The sequence below is a fragment of the Mycobacterium sp. pR1184 genome (assembly GCF_041287235.1).
Classification (GTDB): domain Bacteria; phylum Actinomycetota; class Actinomycetes; order Mycobacteriales; family Mycobacteriaceae; genus Mycobacterium.
In genome coordinates this window covers 143,272-160,110 of sequence record NZ_JBGGKR010000009.1, presented here as the reverse complement: position 1 = coordinate 160,110, position 16,839 = coordinate 143,272, and the positions used below count along the sequence as shown (strand labels likewise).

Genomic DNA, 16,839 nt, shown 5'->3' with positions numbered 1-16,839 from the left:
ATCCGGCTATCGTGCGCAGGGGGAGACGGCGCGGCGCCGGTTCCCCAGACAAGGCGTTTCGTGGATAGACGTGACTTCCTCAAATGGGCCGGGCTGGCTGCAGTAGCCGCCGGTCCCGTTCAGGCCGAAGCAACCATTGCCTGCTCGCGTACGCCCGCACCCTCACCGCCCAACGGCAAGGCCGACTACACGCTGCGAATCGGCACCGGCACGGTCGAACTGGCCCCGGACCACATTGTCTCCACCACCGTCTACAACGGTCAGTTCCCCGGCCCGCTGGTGCGCTTGAAAGAAGGCCAACGGGCCTGGGTCGACATCTACAACGACACCGACACCCCCGAGCAATTGCACTGGCACGGTCAACGGCTCGGTGTGGACGTCGATGGCGCCGCCGAAGAGGGCACGCCGTATATCCCCGCACACGGGATGCGGCGGATCACGTTTATACCGGGGCCGGCGGGCTTGCGCTTCTACCACACCCACGTGGTCCCGCGTGCCGACCTGTCCCGGGGCCAGTACGGCGGCCTGGTCGGTCCGGTCTACGTCGAACCCAAACAGAATCCCGGCGCATATGACCAAGAGATCTTCTTGACACTCAAAGAGTTTGAGCCAAGCTTCAGCCACGGGGGCGACATGGCCAGCGACTTTCTGGCCGGCACCGCAGAGCCAGAGTTGAAGGAGAAAGGCGAAGCTGCGATGAGGACCGCACTGGCCCGCGGTGAGCCACACGGGTATGAAGTCAGCTACTCGGCGTTCGCCGTCAACGGGCACAAGCTGGGCAGCGGCGATCCCATCCGGGTCCAGGCGGGGCAGCGGGTGCTGCTCCACGTCCTCAACGGCAGCGCAACCGAAAGCCGCAGCCTGGCCCTGCCCGGCCACACCTTCACCGTGATCGCACTGGACGGCAACCCCGTGCCGACTCCGGCGCGAGTCCCAGTCCTCTGGCTCGGCGCCGCCGAGCGGATCTCGGCGGTGGTCGACATGACCGCTCCGGGCGTGTGGGTGCTCGGCGATCTCTCCGACGATGATCGCGGCCACGGCATGGGCGTGGTCGTCGAATACGCCGGTCGAGGCGGGGAGCCACTGTGGGCGCCGCCCCCGCCGTTTCAATGGGACTACCGGCTTTTCGCCGCGGGCGCTCCCACCGGGGTCCCGCCACCCGACCACACGATCGACATGCTGATCGAGAAACGCAACGCGGCGGACAACGGCTTCAACATCTGGACCCTGAACGGCGCCTCATTCTCCATGGACAGCAACACACCCGTACTGGATGTGCGGCGCGACAGGCGCTACCGGCTGCGCTTTCGCAATGCCACCGATGACTTGCACCCGATGCATTTGCACCGCCACACCTTCGAGATCACGCGGTTCGCCGGCACCCCAACGGCCGGGGTGCGCAAGGATGTCGCGATGCTCGGCGGCTACCAAAGCCTGGAGATCGATTTCGTCGCCGATCAGCCCGGCCTGTCGCTGCTGCATTGCCATCAACAGATTCACATGGACTACGGGCTGATGTTGCTGCTCAACGCCGTCTAGCTGCCGGGTGCCGCGTTGGGGTGCAACGGTTTTCGTCCTCATTACGGATGGTGGTGTGAAAGACCGGCAATCCGGGTAGTCGTGCCCGAGGCACGCTGAGGACAGGACGCGAACATGGGGCTCGTCGGAGAGGCGATTGACTGGACCCGTCGGCAGGTCGTGTCCAGAGTCCCCAAGGCCGATCTCGACCAGCGGGATCCCGACTACATCCGCGACCAGTTGCCGGGCACCTGGCTGCTCGCGTCGCTGTACTTCCGGGCCGACGTGCAGGGGTTGGATCGGATCCCCAGCGAAGGTCCGGTGCTGATGGTCGGTAATCACAGCGGCGGCAACGTGCCCCCGGACACCTTCGTGTTCACGCTCGCGTTCTGTTCGTACTTCGGCGTCGAGCGGCCGTTCTACCAGCTGGCCCACAACCTCGTCGTCTCCGCACCGCCGCTGGGCTGGCTGCGTAAGTTCGGCACGGTCGCCGCTAACCCCGAAAATGCCCGTCTGGCATTGGATTCCGGCGCGGCACTACTGGTGTATCCGGGCGGGGACTATGAAGTGTTCCGACCGTCGTGGGAGCGCCATAAGGTCGACTTCGGCGGCCGAATGGGATACGTCAAGCTGGCCCGGGAGGCAGGCGTGCCGATCGTCCCCGTCGCCGCCGTCGGGGGCCAGGAGAGCGCACTGTTCCTCAACCGCGGGCAGTGGCTGGCCAAAGCTCTAATGGCGGATAAGTTGCTGCGGCTCAAGAGCATTCCGATATCACTGGCATTGCCCTGGGGTTTGAACATCGGCGACCTGGCGGGCCACATACCGCTGCCCACCAAGATCGCGATCGAGGTGCAGGAGCCGATCGACGTCGACGGCGACGACCAAGCGGTGCATGACAAGGTCATCGCCAGTCTGCAGGGCGCCGTGGACCGGCTTGCCGCCAAACGTCGTCTGCCGGTAATCGGCTGATGCGCGTCGAACGCCGATGCGTCATCCAGGCGGACCGCGCGTCCGTCTGGAAAATCGTCAGCGACCCGGACTCCTACCCGACGTTCATGACGAACCTCGAACGGTGGGAAGCGGCGAACGAGCAGGCTGCCGGCGTGGGTGCCCGCTATACCGTCCACTGGAAGATCGGGTCGGTGCCGGTGGGCGGCCTGATCGAGGTGGTGGAATTCGATGAGCGCCGCGACCTGGCATGGGTGGGTATCACCGGCGTCACGCTGCGGGGGCGCATCCGGCTGCGCGACGGGGCCGCAGGCCAAACGAAAGTGACTTTCCGGCTGTCGTATCAGGCACCGGGTGGGATCCTGGGCTACATCGCCGATCGAATCGCGGTGCGTCAGGTCGGCCGCACGCTGTCCGGCACACTCAGGTCCCTCAAGCAACTCGCTGAGTCGTAGTCGATTCGTCTCGAATCGACTACGCGCGTTGTCATCCGGTCGTCGATCAGTGGGAATTTCCCAGCGCAGCATGCCGGTTGCTGGAATCGAACCAGGCGGCTGGTCTGAGGCAATCCAGCGAGGGGGGTGGCTTTTTCGATGCGGGCCGTGAGCCGGCGGATTGGCTGGTATCGCCGGCCGAGGGCGACAAGCGGTACCGCACGCCCCGGATCCCGGGCCCGCACCGCGAATTGGCTGATCCACATGTCGCTTCCGATGCTGGCGTTGTGGTTACTGCTCGGCATACCCAGAGTCGACCTGGAATGGGACAACCGGGCGGCGCACTTCGTGCTCGTCCTGTCGACAGCGCTGGTATGCGTCGTGTTGGGCGTCCTGATCGGCCGGGAGGCGCGCGCACGGGATGACGCCCGTCTCTGGCTGGTGTCACTGGTGTTTACCACGACCGCCGGCTTTTTCGGGGTGCACGCGCTGTTCACGCCCGGCGTGCTGATGGACACCTCCGACGCGGAGTTCATGTTGCCGACTCGGATGGGTCTCGTCTTGGCCGGCATGATCGCGCTGGCCTCGTCGGTGAATTTCACCCCGGCGCGAAATGCCCGCCTCTGGTCATGGCGCCGGCGTTTGACGGCGCTGGTGTGGTTGCTGATGGTCGCCTCCGCGGTGCTGATCGTGTGCGGCACGCTGGACCGGCTGCCGAATCAGCCGCAGCTGGAAGGCGTGGAGCAGGTCGGCGCACTGGCCGGCGGCGCGCTGTTCGCGGCGGCGGCGTTGGCCTACTTCCCGATCTATCGGCGACGCCCCGCCGTCGTCGTCATCTCGGTGCTCAGCGCCTTCGTGCTACTGGCCGAGGCGTCGGTGGCGTTGGCACTCGGCATGAGCTGGCACGCCTCGTGGTGGCTGTGGCATGTGCTCATGACGCTGGCCTTCTGCTTCATCGCCTACAGCGCCCGGGTGCAATTCCGCCGCGAAGGCTCGGTCCGGGGGCTGTTCGATGCGCTGGCCACCCAGCAGACCATCGCCGATCTGCGGCGCGACTACTCCGTGGCGCTGGAGGAGATGGTCGACGTGCTGCAGCGCCGCGAGCGTGGCGACCGAGTGGCACCGGGCGCCGCCGCAGCACGGCTTGCGGAGCGGTTCGAGCTGTCCGAGCAACAGGTCGCCGTCCTTGAGCGCGGCGCGGAGGCGCTGGGCACCGAGCGCGAGCGCGTCCGCAAGCTAGGCACCCTGATCGCGTTGGGCCGGGAATCCAGCGTCATCCAGGACGAGGACGCCCTACTCGGTCGGGTCATGGCGGCCATCGCAGACGCCTTCCCGGGCGACCGGTTTCGTCTGGGCGTCGTTCGCGACGGCAAGGTCGACTTCTGCGGCGGCGCGGCCCTGGATCACCCGCTGGAGCTCCCCCTGATGGTCAAGGGCCAGATCGCGGGCGTGATCGAGGCGGGTCGACCCGACGGCGCCTTCGATGACGCCGATGTCGCGCTGCTGCGCTCGTTCGCTACCCAATCCTCGATCGCACTGGAGAACGCCCGGCTCTACCATCACCTGGACGGGCTGTTCCGCAGCTATATGTCGCCTGCGGTCGCGACCGCGTTGCTCGCCGACCCGGATCAGGCCGGGCTGGGCGGCGCGATCACCGAGGTGACGGTGTTGATGGCCGACTTGCACGGCTTCACCCCGTTTGCGGAAGCGACGACGCCGGATCAGGTGGTCACGATGCTGAATACCTACTACGGCGCGGTCGTCCCGGTGATTCTCGAAGCGGGCGGGACCGTCCTGCAGTTCGTCGGCGACGCGGTGATGGCAATCTGGGGTGCTCCGGCTCGGCAGGCGGATCACGCGGTACGCGCCGCGGGTGCCGCACTCGCACTGCATTCCGTCGTCGAGGAGGCGGCGGGCGGGCGTACCGACTGGCCGCGTTTTCGGGTGGGGATCAACACCGGGCCGGCACTGGTGGGCAACATCGGCGCGGAGCAGATGCGCAGCTTCACCGCGATCGGGGACACCATGAATCTGGCTGCGCGGCTGCAGAACCTGGCCGAGCCGGGTCAGGTGGTGGTCGGCCCAACCACCTCGGCAGCACTCGGTACGGCCGCCCGGGTCAGCCGGCATGGCTGGGTGAAGGTCAAAGGCAAGCGCGACCCGGTCAGGCTCTGCGTGCTGCACGAATTAGCTTCTTAGCAATGGCTTTTCGCGCGCCTGTTATATGTTTCGCCAAATGAACGCCGCCGCACCATTGATGCGAAACTCGTTGGCTCGCTGGATAAACACGCCCTTCGCGGCGCCGGTGCGGGCCCTGCGCGGTGTTGGTCCGCACCACGAAACCCTTTGGTTCAGACGGCTTGCGGCGTACACTCAAGCTTCTCGGGTCACTCGAGAACACAAGTCCATAATATCTGGCACCAAATCGTTCGAAGATGAACGGGGGAACTGCCATGTCGCGTCACGCGAGCAAGATCATCGTCGCCTTGATCCTCGCCGCCACCGCATTTACCACAGCGGGGTGCACGGTCCCACTCACCATCGATTGCGGTCAATTCACCTGCATTCCAGGATAACGACCAACCAATTCGGTCACCGGCGCAAAGGGCGAAAACGTTTGTGCCACAATACTACTGGCCCCTGGGCGTCACGTTGGCCTGGTCGGCGAGGATGAATTCGAATCCACCCGCCCACCAACACACTTAGCCAGCGCGCCAGCTCACACACTAATGTCGTGAGAGAGCGCATCCGGGATGCGTTCGGCACTGAGATGCCTTCCCACTGCAAGCCCGCCCGCACAGCGGGCGTAACTGCGCCCAGGCGCCCGAAGCGAGGGCTCCGCGATAATCCCTGCTGGCACAGGGACTATCGCGGAGTCACCCCACGACAAATGAGCGCCTTGCTACGGCGTGAAGACCAGGCCAGAGCCACCTGGGTCGATGGTGAGCGGGATCGTGCACCCTGATGCCGTAAGCGCGGTAAAGCCGAGGATCAAGGCGACGACAAATTTACTGCTGAGACGTGACATGGTGTTACCCCCGTTCGTCTAAGGACAATCTGTTTCCAGAGAGCCGTTCTGTTGCCCGAGACACACGTACAATACGACGCCAAAGACCTTGATCACGAGTATTTTCCCGAAATCGCCGCAAAGTTTTTTCACCTCTTGCATTCAATCGGTACGGTTCTGAGCCCGACCCCAGGGATGCGGTATGTCATCGCTAAATATGTTGTGGCGCAATGCTTTTCAAATCAAGATCACCGGGAAATGGGTTGGCACAAAGGGATGCGGATAGGGTGCGACAAGACACCCAGCCGGCTGCACCGCGGATCGGCGACCGCAACGGCCCAATTCCCGGCCACGGCGGGCTACTCCGAGCCGCCGCGACACGGGCCGCGGGCGGCTTTTCGACCGTTTCCACGACGGGTAAGGATGGTTAGCCCCAGTGCGGCGGCACTTCACTGCCCGGGCAGTCGCCGTATCGGCAGTTAATGTCGCGCACCCGCCTGCGGATGACCTTGCCGTCGCTGTCGCGGATGTACTCAACCGTCGCCTCGGCTGCCCGCCGGCAATGAGGGCAGGCCTCCATTTCGGTTTCAAAACGCGGCATCTGGTCCTCCTCCCCGTCGCGAACTCATTGAAGCCTCGCAGATCCAAGCCGGCGTAGGTAACCGACTGGTCGGATCCCGGTATGGCTCGGTGCCCAACCCGAAGAAGTCCATTTGGAAAAGGTGTAGATGGGAAACCCCTCGTTTCCATCTATGCAGCCTGAATCCGACGGCCGACGGGTGCAGCACGCCCATAGCGGGACGAGCCCGGCGCACCCCGGCTCGAGCACCGCTGTATCTATTGCCCGGAGCGGCGCACGTCCTCAAGCAGCGCCGTCTTGTCCGGGCCGAGGATCATCCCCGGCCCGGACAGACGCCCACAGGCGATCAGCCGCTTCTGCCCGTGGCGCGCAGTAACTGACGTCAGCGGATTAGGTAACGAAGACCGTGCGGACCCCATGATGCCTACCCGAGGGCGTCATGCCGGGCCCGGGGCGCCTGAGCCGTAGCAAACTGCTTACGGAGTGTTTACCGGCGCGTGAGAGGCGCACAGCGCGACAAGCGCGCGGGCTTACATCGAGATGTTGATGAGCGACAGAACCGGCGTGCATCCGCTCGCCGCAACAGCGGTAAAACCAAGAATTACGGCAACAGAAATTTTGCTGGTTACACGTGACATAACGCACTCCATTCGTCCCGGTTAGCACCCGACTCAAGTTGGAGTCGGGCTGATGGCGTCAGGAGGCGCATAAACGACCGCTCCCGACTCCGAACAACAATTAGCTGGCTTGAAGGCGCCCACCATCGCATTCAGACCCGATTCGGCCGGTGCCGATACTAACCCGAGATCGGCCAGACATGCCAGCTTTACCAACAATTAATGTCCTCGTGTCGGCGAGGCGAACCATGCCCGGATGCCCGGTCCTCGTCAAAAAAACGTCTTGACGTGTGAGTTTAGGTATCGACTGGCGGCGAACGAGTCCACATCGGTTCAGATCAAACGCACCGAAAGGTCAGTCGCGGCCCGGAAGCCTTTCAGCGCTCAAAAAGAGAACAGCGAAAAGGTCGGCGTGCATCCGGACGCCGCTACGGCGGTAAAGCCGAGAATCAACGCGACATTGACTTTGCTGGTTACGCGGGACATGAGGTACTCCATTCGTCGAGATCTTACCCGCCCCAAATGGAGCCGGGTTTGGATGGTGTCAGGAGGCGCAAACAAGCCGATTCCCGACGTCGCGATGATTAATAGCTGGCATGAAGACGCCCGCCGTCACATTCAGACCCAGCCGGTGTCCACGGTAGCCGAGGTGGAGTTGCAAAGCCAGGTGTCCGCGAGTAACCGAGGCCCTCGCTGAACGAAACACATAAGTCCGGGCGAGCACGCCGAGACGCCGTCTTCAGCAAACATTCGGAGTAGCCGAATACCGACTTCACTCCACCCCGCGGCGGTGGCGGCTGGTCGCCGCCGAGCACCGGCCATTGCGAGCAACTCGACGTCCTTATCAGGTCCCGAGCGCCGAAGGCTCCTGGCGTATCAGGGCATCAGAAGGAGAAAAGCGACAGGACGGGCGAACATCCGGAAGCCGTTATTGCCGTGAAGCCCAGGATCATAGCGACACCGACTCTGCTGGTTATGCGCGACATTGCACTCCATTCATCCAGGTATCACCCGGCTTTGGCCAAGCCGGGTCGCGGGGTCAGGAGGCATAAAAATGGCCGCTCCCGACTCCGAACGACAAATAGCTGGCTTGAAGGCGCCCACCACCGCATTCAGACCGATTCGGCCGGTGCCGATCATAACCGAGATCTGCTGCGTCACGCTAGATGATACTCACGGGTAACCATCCGCGCCGTTATTCATCCACCGGCGAATGAAACAGGGATCAGATCAGACCCGTGGCATCGAAAACCCAGGACGTATCGGCATTCGCCAACGCCTCGAAATGGTTCGGGGGCGCGAAGCTCACCAGGCTGTTCATGTCCCAATAGTCTTTCCAGACCGTGATCTTGCCGTCGACGACCTTATGTACCGTGACGAATCTCAGCACGCCTTGTTCCCCCGAGCTGAACGTCCAGGTTTCCGAGTGTTCGTACATCACGTCGGTGCCGTTGGAGAGCAGGACACCGTCGTGGTTCTCGTACCCCGCCAGGTGCTCAAGTCCAATTTTGAGGCGTTTCACAATGTCTTCGGGCCCGCGCGCCGACACCGCGGGAACCGGCATGTCGACATAGAGGCAGTCGTCCGCCAAGAACGTCTTGACCGCATCCCAGTCGCGCCGCGAAAGCGCCCGCCACAGCCCGAGTACGACGTCCTCGACCGCGATCATAGAAACTTCTGTCATAGCGGCAAATAAACTCGGTCACCGCGCGGGTGTCAACCACGATGCGGCAGGCGGATACTCGCGAAGGTGAACCCGCTGCAGCGTTATATCGCCGACGAGATCGCGACGGACCACATCGACGGGCTGCTGACCAGACGCGAGGCCATGCGGCGGCTATCGCTGCTCGGGCTGGGAACCGCGGCGGCCGCTGCACTGCTGGCCGCGTGCTCCGTGGCTGCAGAACAGGCCGAGACCTCGAAACCCGCGCCGGCGCCCGAAATCTCAACTGGCCCAGCGCAACCACCCGGCATGGCGAAGGCATTGCCCACATCGCCGATCTCATGGGCCGGGTCAGCGGGTCGGTTGCAAGGCGCGTGGGCGCAGGCCGCCGATGCCAGGGGTGCCGTGCTGGTCATCCACGAGAACAAGGGACTCAACGATTGGGTGCGATCGGTTGCCGGCCGGCTGGCCGGGGCCGGATATTCGGCGCTGGCCATCGACCTGTTGTCCGAGAAAGGTGGGACCGGCGCGTTCCGGGATCCCGCAGAGGCGACCGCGGCACTGGGTGCCATCGCGCCGGAACAGTTCGTTCACGACATGAACTCCGGCGTCGCGGAAGTCAAACTTCGCGCGCCGGGGCGCAAGGTTGCGGTGGTGGGTTTCTGCTTCGGCGGGGGACTGGTGTGGCAACTGCTGTCCGCCGGCGCGTTGGGCGTCTCGGCCGCCGTGCCGTTCTACGGTCCGTTGCCGCCCAACCCCGACTTCACCGGAGCCAAGGCGGCGGTGCTGGGGATTTACGGCGCCCTCGACACCCGGGTCACCGGCTCGCAAGCGGCGGCCAAGGCCGCCCTTGACCGGTTCGGGCTGGTCAACGACCTGGTGGTGGAACCCGGCGCCGACCATGCCTTCTTCAACGACACCGGTCCCCGCTACAACGCCACCGCCGCGGCCGACGCCTGGCAGCGCCTGCTGGACTGGCTGACCCGCTACCTGGCTCCCTAGACGTCGACTGGAGCCATCGATCGCGCCCGCCCGAGCGCCACCGGCAGATTCGACCAGCCCCGCAGCACCCGGGTGTCCCGGCGGGTCCCCGCACCGGCCGCCCGCACCTCGGGGAAGCGATCGAAAAAGGCCCGAAGTCCCACCTCGCCCTCGGCGCGGGCAAGGGCGGCGCCCAGGCAGAAGTGCCGGCCTCCGGAGAACGCGAGATGCCTTCCCGCATTGGGGCGTTCGATGTCGAACCGATGCGGATCGGGGAACACCGACGGATCCCGGTTCGCCGCAGCCAGATAGAGCAACACCACATCGCCGCGGTTGACCGGCCTGCCCACCAGTTCGACGTCGTTGACGGCCTTGCGCACGGTGAGTTGCACCGGTGAATCCAGGCGCAATATCTCTTCGACGGCGTTGGGCCATAACTCGGGACGCGCACGCAACGTCTCGAGATGCTCGGGTGTGTCGAGCAGCATCCGAATCCCGTTGCCCAACAGGTTAACCGTGGTTTCGAAGCCCGCGGCCAACACCAGCGCGGCAATCGCGGTGAGTTCGGTTTCGTCCAACCGTGTTTCGGCCGCGCCACTTTCGGCGGTCTGAATCAGCTGACTCATTAAGTCGTCGCCGGGCGAGCGGCGCAGGTGCTGCAAATGGTCGACGAGCCACGCGTTGAATCCCGCGATCCCGTGCTGCACCGTGCGATATTGGCGCCACGGCAATCCGATGTCCAGACTCGGAGCGGCTAGCTCGCCGAACTGCAGGACGCGCGGCCGATCTCGTTCAGGCACACCGAGGATGTCGCTGATGATGGCGACCGGGAGTCGCGAGCAGTACCGCCCCACGACGTCCACCACACCGGACTCGTCGGCCAGCTCGTCCAACAGGCTGGCGGCCGTCGCCTCTACTCGGTCACGCAGCGCGGCAACCGCCCGCGACGTGAACACCGCGGACACGGTCTTGCGATAGCGAGTGTGATCCGGCGGCTCGGTGGCCAGCAGCGACGGGGCGCGCAGCGGATGCAGCAGATCGTCGCGCGCACGGCGCTCCAGCCATCGCACCGGAGCCGGCAGGTTCGATCCCAGCACCAGGACCCGGAAGTCGTCGGATCGCAGCAGGCCGTGGATGACCTCGTGGTCGACCGCCAGATAGCCGACGCGGCTGCGCACCAGCGGGCCCATCGCGTGTAGTTCGTCGTAGAAAGGCACCGGGTCGGCGGCAACGGAGGGGTCGGCGATCAGCCTGGCCTGCATGTCACCGCGACGGAGCCCCAGGGACGCGACGCCACGAATGAATCCGTGCATCGCCAGCCAGTGCAACCATTCCTTCACAGCGCTTCCCCCGGGGCAGACAGGTGGTGTGTATGCAAAAGCGTAGGCCTGTTCTCAGCACTCCGCTGTGATCTTGAAGTCCGTGGTGATGACCTTGTTGGGGTTGCTGCTGTTGATGCCGTAGGCGCTGCCGGTGATGGTGTACGCCCTGTTCGTCACATCGACGTGCGCATCACCCACTCCGCCCTGCCAGAAGCTTCCGGTGAATCCATCGACGTTACGGATCTTCACCCATTGCGGGATGGCGCGATCAGCGCTGAGCAGCACCACGGCTTCGACCTGGCCGTCGCGGTCGGGAATGTTGATGGTCCGGTAGGACTGCAGCTGCGTGCACGCCGGCGGACGCGCCGCGTGGGTGGACCCGTTGATGCTCAGATGCGCGGCGGCACGTGGTGTGGTCTGTGGCTCCGCGCAGCCCGCGAGGCCGACGGCCAGCACACCAGCGGCCGCGATCCACCTGTATTGCGCCATTCCAGCTCCTCTACTGCAGCTTCGGCATCAGCCCGGGCAACGATTTGGCGATGCGGCCTCGGACGAACTCGGGGCTCAGGCCCTTGAGCAGGTCGATCATCCGAATGCTCTTCGGCACATACCAATGCAGCCGCTTGGGGTGGTGGTAAGCCTCCCACGCGGCTTCGGCCACGCTGGTCGCCGGCATCAGCCGCATCAAACCCTTCTTCGGCGCGTTGGCGCGCAACTGATCACCGGTCATCGGCGCACCGCCGTCGGCGGAGTGGTTGGGCGTCGTGGTCAGGATCGCGGTGTCGATCAAACCGGGCAGCACGTCGGCGACGCGCACACCGTGGCGCTGCCATTCCACGCTCAGCGCTTCGGTCAGTCCCTTGACCGCGTGCTTGGTCGACGAATAGACCGCGATGCGCGGCATCCCGTAGGTGGCCGACGATGAAGACGTCGAGAACATCAGGCTGCCGGGAGTCTTCTTCAGATAGGGCAGTGCGCCGTAGGCGCCGGTCAGCACGGCTTTGTAGTTCACCTCGACGACGCGCATCGTGGCCTCGTAAGGGATGTCTTCGAACCAGCCGGATTCACCGATCCCGGCGTTGTTCCACATCATGTCCAGCCCGCCGCTGGCGTTGCCGGCGCAGAAGTCGGCCAGGGCGCTGTCCAGATCGGCCTTGACCGTGACGTCGACGGTGCGAGTCCACAGACGCTCGTCGCCGAGCTCTCCGAGAAGCCCGGTCAGACCGTCAGCGTTGCGGTCGACCGCACCGACCCGCCATCCGTTGGCGTGGAAGAGCCTGACTCCTTCACGGCCCATCCCACTGCCCGCGCCCGTGATGAAGACCGATTGAACGACGCTCGGCATATACGCCTTCCTGTCAGCCCGCCTCGACCACATCTTTGATGCGGTTCAGCGTCTTGGTCATATCACGGACGTTGCGGCGCTTACGCAGAAAGCCGCCGAACAACCAGTAGATCCCGAGCCACGGCGCGGGGCTGAGCCGGAACGATTCGGTCACGTCCGTGCCGTTGCCCGACGGCGCCAGCCGGTAGTGCCAGTTGTTGACCGGCTTGTCGCCGAGCAGGACCGAGAAGCCGAATTCACGGCCGGGCTCGCACGCGGTCACTTTGCAAACGGTCCAATAAACCGGGCCGATTTCATTTCGTTTGACATGGCCGCGGAATGTGGCGCCTAGGGCCGGTCCTGTCGCATCACCCAACCACTCGGCTTCAAAGACCTCCGGCGAGAACTTCCCGGTGTTACGGACATCGGAAATCAAGTTCCAGATCTTGTCCGCCGGTGCCGCCATATGTACTGTCGCCGAACCTTCCATGGCCCGATCCAAACACATGGCTGGGCGTGAACCTAGGCCGCGCCCGAATTGATCATCCGTGCGGGACGGCCGCCTGGATGAGGCCGTTGATGATTTCCTTGATGCCCTGTGCGGGGTGCGAGTACCACCCGATCGGCAGGCCCGAATTGGCACCGCACTTGGGCCAGGGCTCCACGCCCTGGTCAGCGAAAAGCCGGTTGGCAACCGCGATTTGCTGCTCACGAGACGCTGCGGCAGGATTGCCGACGCCGCCATAACTGGCCCAGGTGGCTGGCTTGAATTGCAGCCCGCCGTAGGCACCGTTTCCGGTGTTGGCGTGCCAGTTGCCGCCGGATTCGCACTGCGCGATCGCGTCCCAGTTGGGAGTGGGCGCCGCGCCTGCCTCGGCGGTCGCCGGACCTAGCGTCGCCGCGATGAAACCGCCGACGACGGCGTACTTCACGAGAGGCTTCCCCAAGTTTCTCATGTCAAGCAATTCGGCATGTGTGCAGAAAGCGTTACCGATTTGATTGATTCGCGAGATAAGAAATTTATGGCATTTCTATGGCAATAAAATCGGCACGTCATCCACCGAAGGCGGCTTGTCGCAGGTCGAGTGGTTAAGTGCAATAAGACTGAGTTGCCAGAGCCAGAGCCTGCTGATAGAGCCTGTCTAACAGCCGGGCGCGGGTCACGGCGGCTCTCGCGGCGTCGAGTTGCGGGACGCAGGCGGGCGAGTGGAGCAGGTCCCAGTGGATCACCATCTGGTTCAGCATCGTCTGGTTGAGCCCGTCGATCGTCGACCGTGACACGGACAGGTCGGGCGCACCCGCGGGCGCACTGGCCGGGTTGAGCTTCCACTCCGCGAACCGGGTGTGCTCGATTGCCTCGGTCGCGTTGATCTGGTCCCCGAACACCCGGCTGACGTAGTTCGGGTCAATGTGTTCACCGGCGGCATCGGCACTCAGCTTGGCGAGTTGCTGTTGGACGCGGTCCGGATCCTCGACGGCAACGTGCGCATTCCATTTGTAGGCGGCCACCGCCTCGGCGACCTGCAAACGCTGCGCGGCCGCATCGACCAGTTCAGCCAGCGCGCTGGTGTCGGCTCGCGCCTGGGTAGCCAGCAGCGTGGCGGCCGGCAGCGCGGCCAGCAGTGCCCTTAACGCACTACTGCGCCTGACGATTGCCGTCAAGCGCAGTAGTGACATCCGAAATTGCGGGGTTATCCGCCGCCTCCGGGCGTCGCGCCCAAGGTGCTCTGCAGGTCACCCTTCATCGCGTTCAGCTGCGCGCCCCAGTACTCCCAGCTGTGGGTTCCGTAGTTGGGGAAGTTGAACACGGCGTTATGGCCGCCCGCGGCGTTGTAGGCATCCTGGAACTTCTTGTTGACGCCGATCATGAAGTTGCTCTCCAGGAACGTGGCCGGCAGGTTGGCGCCGCCCAATTCGTTCGGAGTTCCGTTGCCGCAGTACACCCAGAGCCGGGTGTTGTTGGCGACGAGCTGGCCGACGTTGACCAACGGGTCGTTGCGTTGCCAGGCGGGGTCGCTATCCGGCCCCCACATGTCTTCCTTCTTGTAGCCACCGGCGTCACCCATCGCCAGGCCGATCCAGCTCTGCCCGGTCGACGGGCTGAGGTAGCCGGACAGCGAACCGGCGTAGACGAACTGAGCGGGGTGGTAGATCGCCAGGTTCATCGACGAGGCACCGGCCATCGAGATACCGACCGCCGCGCTGCCATTGGCCTTGACGCCCTTCTCCGATGCGAGGTACCCGGGCAGCTCGCTGGTCAGGAAGGTCTCCCACTTGTAGGTCGAGCAGCCGGCCTTACCGCACGCCGGGCGGTACCAGTCGGTGTAGAAGCTGGACTGTCCACCGACCGGCATGACGATCGACAACCCGGATTTGTAGTACCACTCGAACGCCGGGGTGTTGATGTCCCAGCCGTTGTAGTCATCCTGGGCCCGCAATCCGTCGAGCAGGTACACCGCGGGTGAGCCACTGCCGCCGCTCTGGAACTGGACCTTGATGCTGCGGCCCATTCCTGCCGACGGCACCTGCAGGTATTCGACGGGCAGGCCCGGCCGCGAGAATGCACTCGCGCTGGCTCCGCCTCCGGCAAGACCGATCAGACCCGGCAGGGTCACTGCCGCTGCCACACCGACCAAAAGCCGGCGCCCCCAGGCCCGGATCTTCTCGCTCACGTCTGTCATACCTGCGCCCCTTGTCGGTCGTATGTCGTCGCGTGGTGCCCTCGGCAGAATTTACCGTGTGAATAGCTGAAATGTCGATTGGGACGCGTTGTCGTCCCGGTTTTGTTTCGGCTGGCGCGAGAAATAGTCCCGGTGCGATAACTGATCGCGATAGCTTTCACCCGGTTCTGCGCCGCCATTCGGCGCCCCGGCCGGACAAACCGCCAGGTAGCGGGCCCGCGTCAACGGCGAAGCGCCAGGGAGTGGAGTGCGACAACATGGGCTACAAACGTTGTCAATTCGTGGCGGTCCATCGTTTTCGACACGCCCCGCGGCTCCCGCCAATCGGCCGGCCCGTTAGTCGCGATGACACGTGGTACGACGGCGAACCACGGCTGGTGGGGCGGCGCAGTGCCACTTGACGCGGCCGACAATTAGGTCGATTCCGTCGCCGAAGTCGGATCCGCGCGAGTTTTCCCGGGATCTGAGATCGGTGCAGCCGAACCCCTTCCGACCGCGTAGGCTCTCTCGGAGCAAGCCGATGGAGACCGAACGCTAAGCCGGTCCGTTCCGGCCCTACGAATCACCGCACCGCGGACTTGATGGTGCGTGACGGTTCGGCAGGGGCCGCGGAGTCCGGGACGATTGAGGTGCAAATTTTGGACACGGTACTAGGGCTATCACTGACGCCGACCACCTTCGGGTGGGTCCTCGCTGAGGGCCACGGCGCAGACGGCACCATCCTGGACCACCAGGAATCGGTGCTGCACGCCGAGGACGGCGTAGCCGCCGTGGGTACCGCAGAGCAGGTGGCACAAGAGGTCTTGCGGGTAGACGCGCAGGCCAACTCGAGCGACCACCATCTGCGCGTCGTCGGGGTGACCTGGAACGACGAGGCAGCCGCCCAGGCCGCACTGCTGCTGGAGGCGTTGACCGACGCCGGATTCGACAATGTGGTGCCGGTTCGGCAGCTCGAGGCGGTCGAGACCCTGGCCCGGGCGATCGCGCCTGTCATCGGCTACGAACAGACCGCGGTGTGCGTGCTCGAACACGAATGGGCGACGGTCGTCATGGTCGACACCCATGACGACGACACCCAAACCGTCGTCAAGCACATCACCGGCGGTTTCGACGGGCTGCGCTCTTGGCTGACCGGAATGTTCGACCGCAGCGGATGGCGCCCGGGCGCCGTAGTCGTCGTCGGCGCGGACAGCGACATCGACGGATTTTCCTGGCAGCTCGAAAAGGCTTTGCCGGTACCGGTCTTCGCGCAGACCATGGCGCAGGTGACGGTCGCGCGCGGAGCGGCGCTGGCCGCGGCCCGAAGCACCGAGTTCACCGACGAGCAACTGATCCCACAGATCAGCGAATCCACACCGGCCACGCCGCCGCGTCGGCCCGGGCACTTGTCGTATGCCGGCGCGGTGACCGCGCTGGCCGCCGGCGCCATCACGTTCGTCTCTTCCCTTGCGGTTGCCGTGGGCATTCAGCTTGCTCCCGACGCCGCACGAGCGCCCGGCAAGCATGTCGTGCACGGGCAGACGCCACCTGTTGCCGAAGCGGTCACGGCCGCGGTGGCACCGCCGGCCGCCGAGCCGCCCGCACCGCGTCCGGCTGCCGCCGGCGAACCGGTTTCGAATCCCGGCCCGCTGGACGAAGGCGCTTCGGCCGAGCAGCAGCCCGACCCGAATGGCCCGCAGCCCTACCTGACCAGGGTGCTCGAACACATCCCCGGCGACACCGGCGATCCGACGACGCCGGCCGCACCGTCGCAGCCCTAACGCA

At 64.8% G+C, this 16,839-nt stretch carries 15 protein-coding genes; 6 read left to right on the top strand and 9 right to left on the bottom strand.

What is annotated here, in order from left to right:
- The first annotated feature begins 60 nt into the window (after nt 1-60).
- From ACAG21_RS17585 to ACAG21_RS17570, 4 genes are all read left to right on the top strand, one after another.
- Nucleotides 61-1,539 (top strand): multicopper oxidase family protein, encoded by a 1,479-nt coding sequence (locus ACAG21_RS17585; protein WP_370497535.1) that lies wholly within the window; start codon nt 61-63, stop codon nt 1,537-1,539.
- A 114-nt stretch (nt 1,540-1,653) separates the two neighbouring features.
- Entirely contained in the window at nt 1,654-2,487 is an 834-nt protein-coding gene (locus tag ACAG21_RS17580; RefSeq protein ID WP_370497534.1) for a lysophospholipid acyltransferase family protein, read from the top strand.
- Nucleotides 2,487-2,921, top strand: a complete 435-nt coding sequence (locus tag ACAG21_RS17575; protein WP_370497533.1) for an SRPBCC family protein — start codon at nt 2,487-2,489, stop codon at nt 2,919-2,921. The genes ACAG21_RS17580 and ACAG21_RS17575 overlap by 1 nt, the downstream gene beginning before the upstream one ends.
- A gap of 147 nt (nt 2,922-3,068) precedes the next feature.
- Nucleotides 3,069-5,099, top strand: coding sequence for an adenylate/guanylate cyclase domain-containing protein (locus ACAG21_RS17570; protein WP_370497532.1), 2,031 nt, complete (start codon nt 3,069-3,071; stop codon nt 5,097-5,099).
- Nucleotides 5,100-6,334: 1,235 nt separating this feature from the next.
- Here the strand turns inward: ACAG21_RS17570 and ACAG21_RS17565 are convergent.
- Nucleotides 6,335-6,508, bottom strand: a complete 174-nt coding sequence (locus tag ACAG21_RS17565; protein ID WP_370497531.1) for a 5'-phosphate oxidase — start codon at nt 6,506-6,508, stop codon at nt 6,335-6,337.
- Nucleotides 6,509-8,329: 1,821 nt separating this feature from the next.
- Nucleotides 8,330-8,773, bottom strand: a complete 444-nt coding sequence (locus ACAG21_RS17560; RefSeq protein ID WP_370497624.1) for a limonene-1,2-epoxide hydrolase family protein — start codon at nt 8,771-8,773, stop codon at nt 8,330-8,332.
- 81 nt (nt 8,774-8,854) lie between these two features.
- Between ACAG21_RS17560 and ACAG21_RS17555 the strand changes: the two genes are divergently transcribed.
- Nucleotides 8,855-9,769: a dienelactone hydrolase family protein gene (locus ACAG21_RS17555; protein ID WP_370497530.1), complete on the top strand. Its 915-nt coding sequence runs from the start codon at nt 8,855-8,857 to the stop codon at nt 9,767-9,769.
- Here ACAG21_RS17555 and ACAG21_RS17550 read toward each other — a convergent pair.
- The 7 genes from ACAG21_RS17550 to ACAG21_RS17520 form a co-directional block, all read right to left on the bottom strand.
- Nucleotides 9,766-11,088, bottom strand: a complete 1,323-nt coding sequence (locus tag ACAG21_RS17550) for a cytochrome P450 (protein WP_370497529.1) — start codon at nt 11,086-11,088, stop codon at nt 9,766-9,768. The two genes, ACAG21_RS17555 and ACAG21_RS17550, sit on opposite strands and share 4 nt — an antisense overlap.
- A 54-nt stretch (nt 11,089-11,142) precedes the next feature.
- Nucleotides 11,143-11,559 (bottom strand): lipoprotein LpqH, encoded by a 417-nt coding sequence (locus ACAG21_RS17545; RefSeq protein ID WP_370497528.1) that lies wholly within the window; start codon nt 11,557-11,559, stop codon nt 11,143-11,145.
- 10 nt (nt 11,560-11,569) lie between these two features.
- Nucleotides 11,570-12,415, bottom strand: a complete 846-nt coding sequence (locus ACAG21_RS17540) for an SDR family oxidoreductase (RefSeq protein ID WP_370497527.1) — start codon at nt 12,413-12,415, stop codon at nt 11,570-11,572.
- Nucleotides 12,416-12,428: 13 nt separating this feature from the next.
- Complete coding sequence (locus ACAG21_RS17535; protein WP_370497526.1) at nt 12,429-12,902, bottom strand: SRPBCC family protein; 474 nt, start codon at nt 12,900-12,902, stop codon at nt 12,429-12,431.
- A 34-nt stretch (nt 12,903-12,936) separates the two neighbouring features.
- Entirely contained in the window at nt 12,937-13,350 is a 414-nt protein-coding gene (gene rpfC / locus ACAG21_RS17530) for a resuscitation-promoting factor RpfC (protein ID WP_370497525.1), read from the bottom strand.
- Nucleotides 13,351-13,483: 133 nt separating this feature from the next.
- A complete protein-coding gene (locus tag ACAG21_RS17525) occupies nt 13,484-14,056 on the bottom strand; it encodes a chorismate mutase (RefSeq protein WP_370497524.1) in 573 nt (190 codons plus the stop codon).
- Nucleotides 14,057-14,085: 29 nt separating this feature from the next.
- Entirely contained in the window at nt 14,086-15,075 is a 990-nt protein-coding gene (locus tag ACAG21_RS17520) for an esterase family protein (protein ID WP_370497523.1), read from the bottom strand.
- 638 nt (nt 15,076-15,713) lie between these two features.
- On the opposite strand from ACAG21_RS17520, the gene ACAG21_RS17515 reads away from it, so the two are divergent.
- Nucleotides 15,714-16,835, top strand: coding sequence for a hypothetical protein (locus ACAG21_RS17515; RefSeq protein WP_370497522.1), 1,122 nt, complete (start codon nt 15,714-15,716; stop codon nt 16,833-16,835).
- The last annotated feature ends 4 nt before the right edge of the window (nt 16,836-16,839 follow it).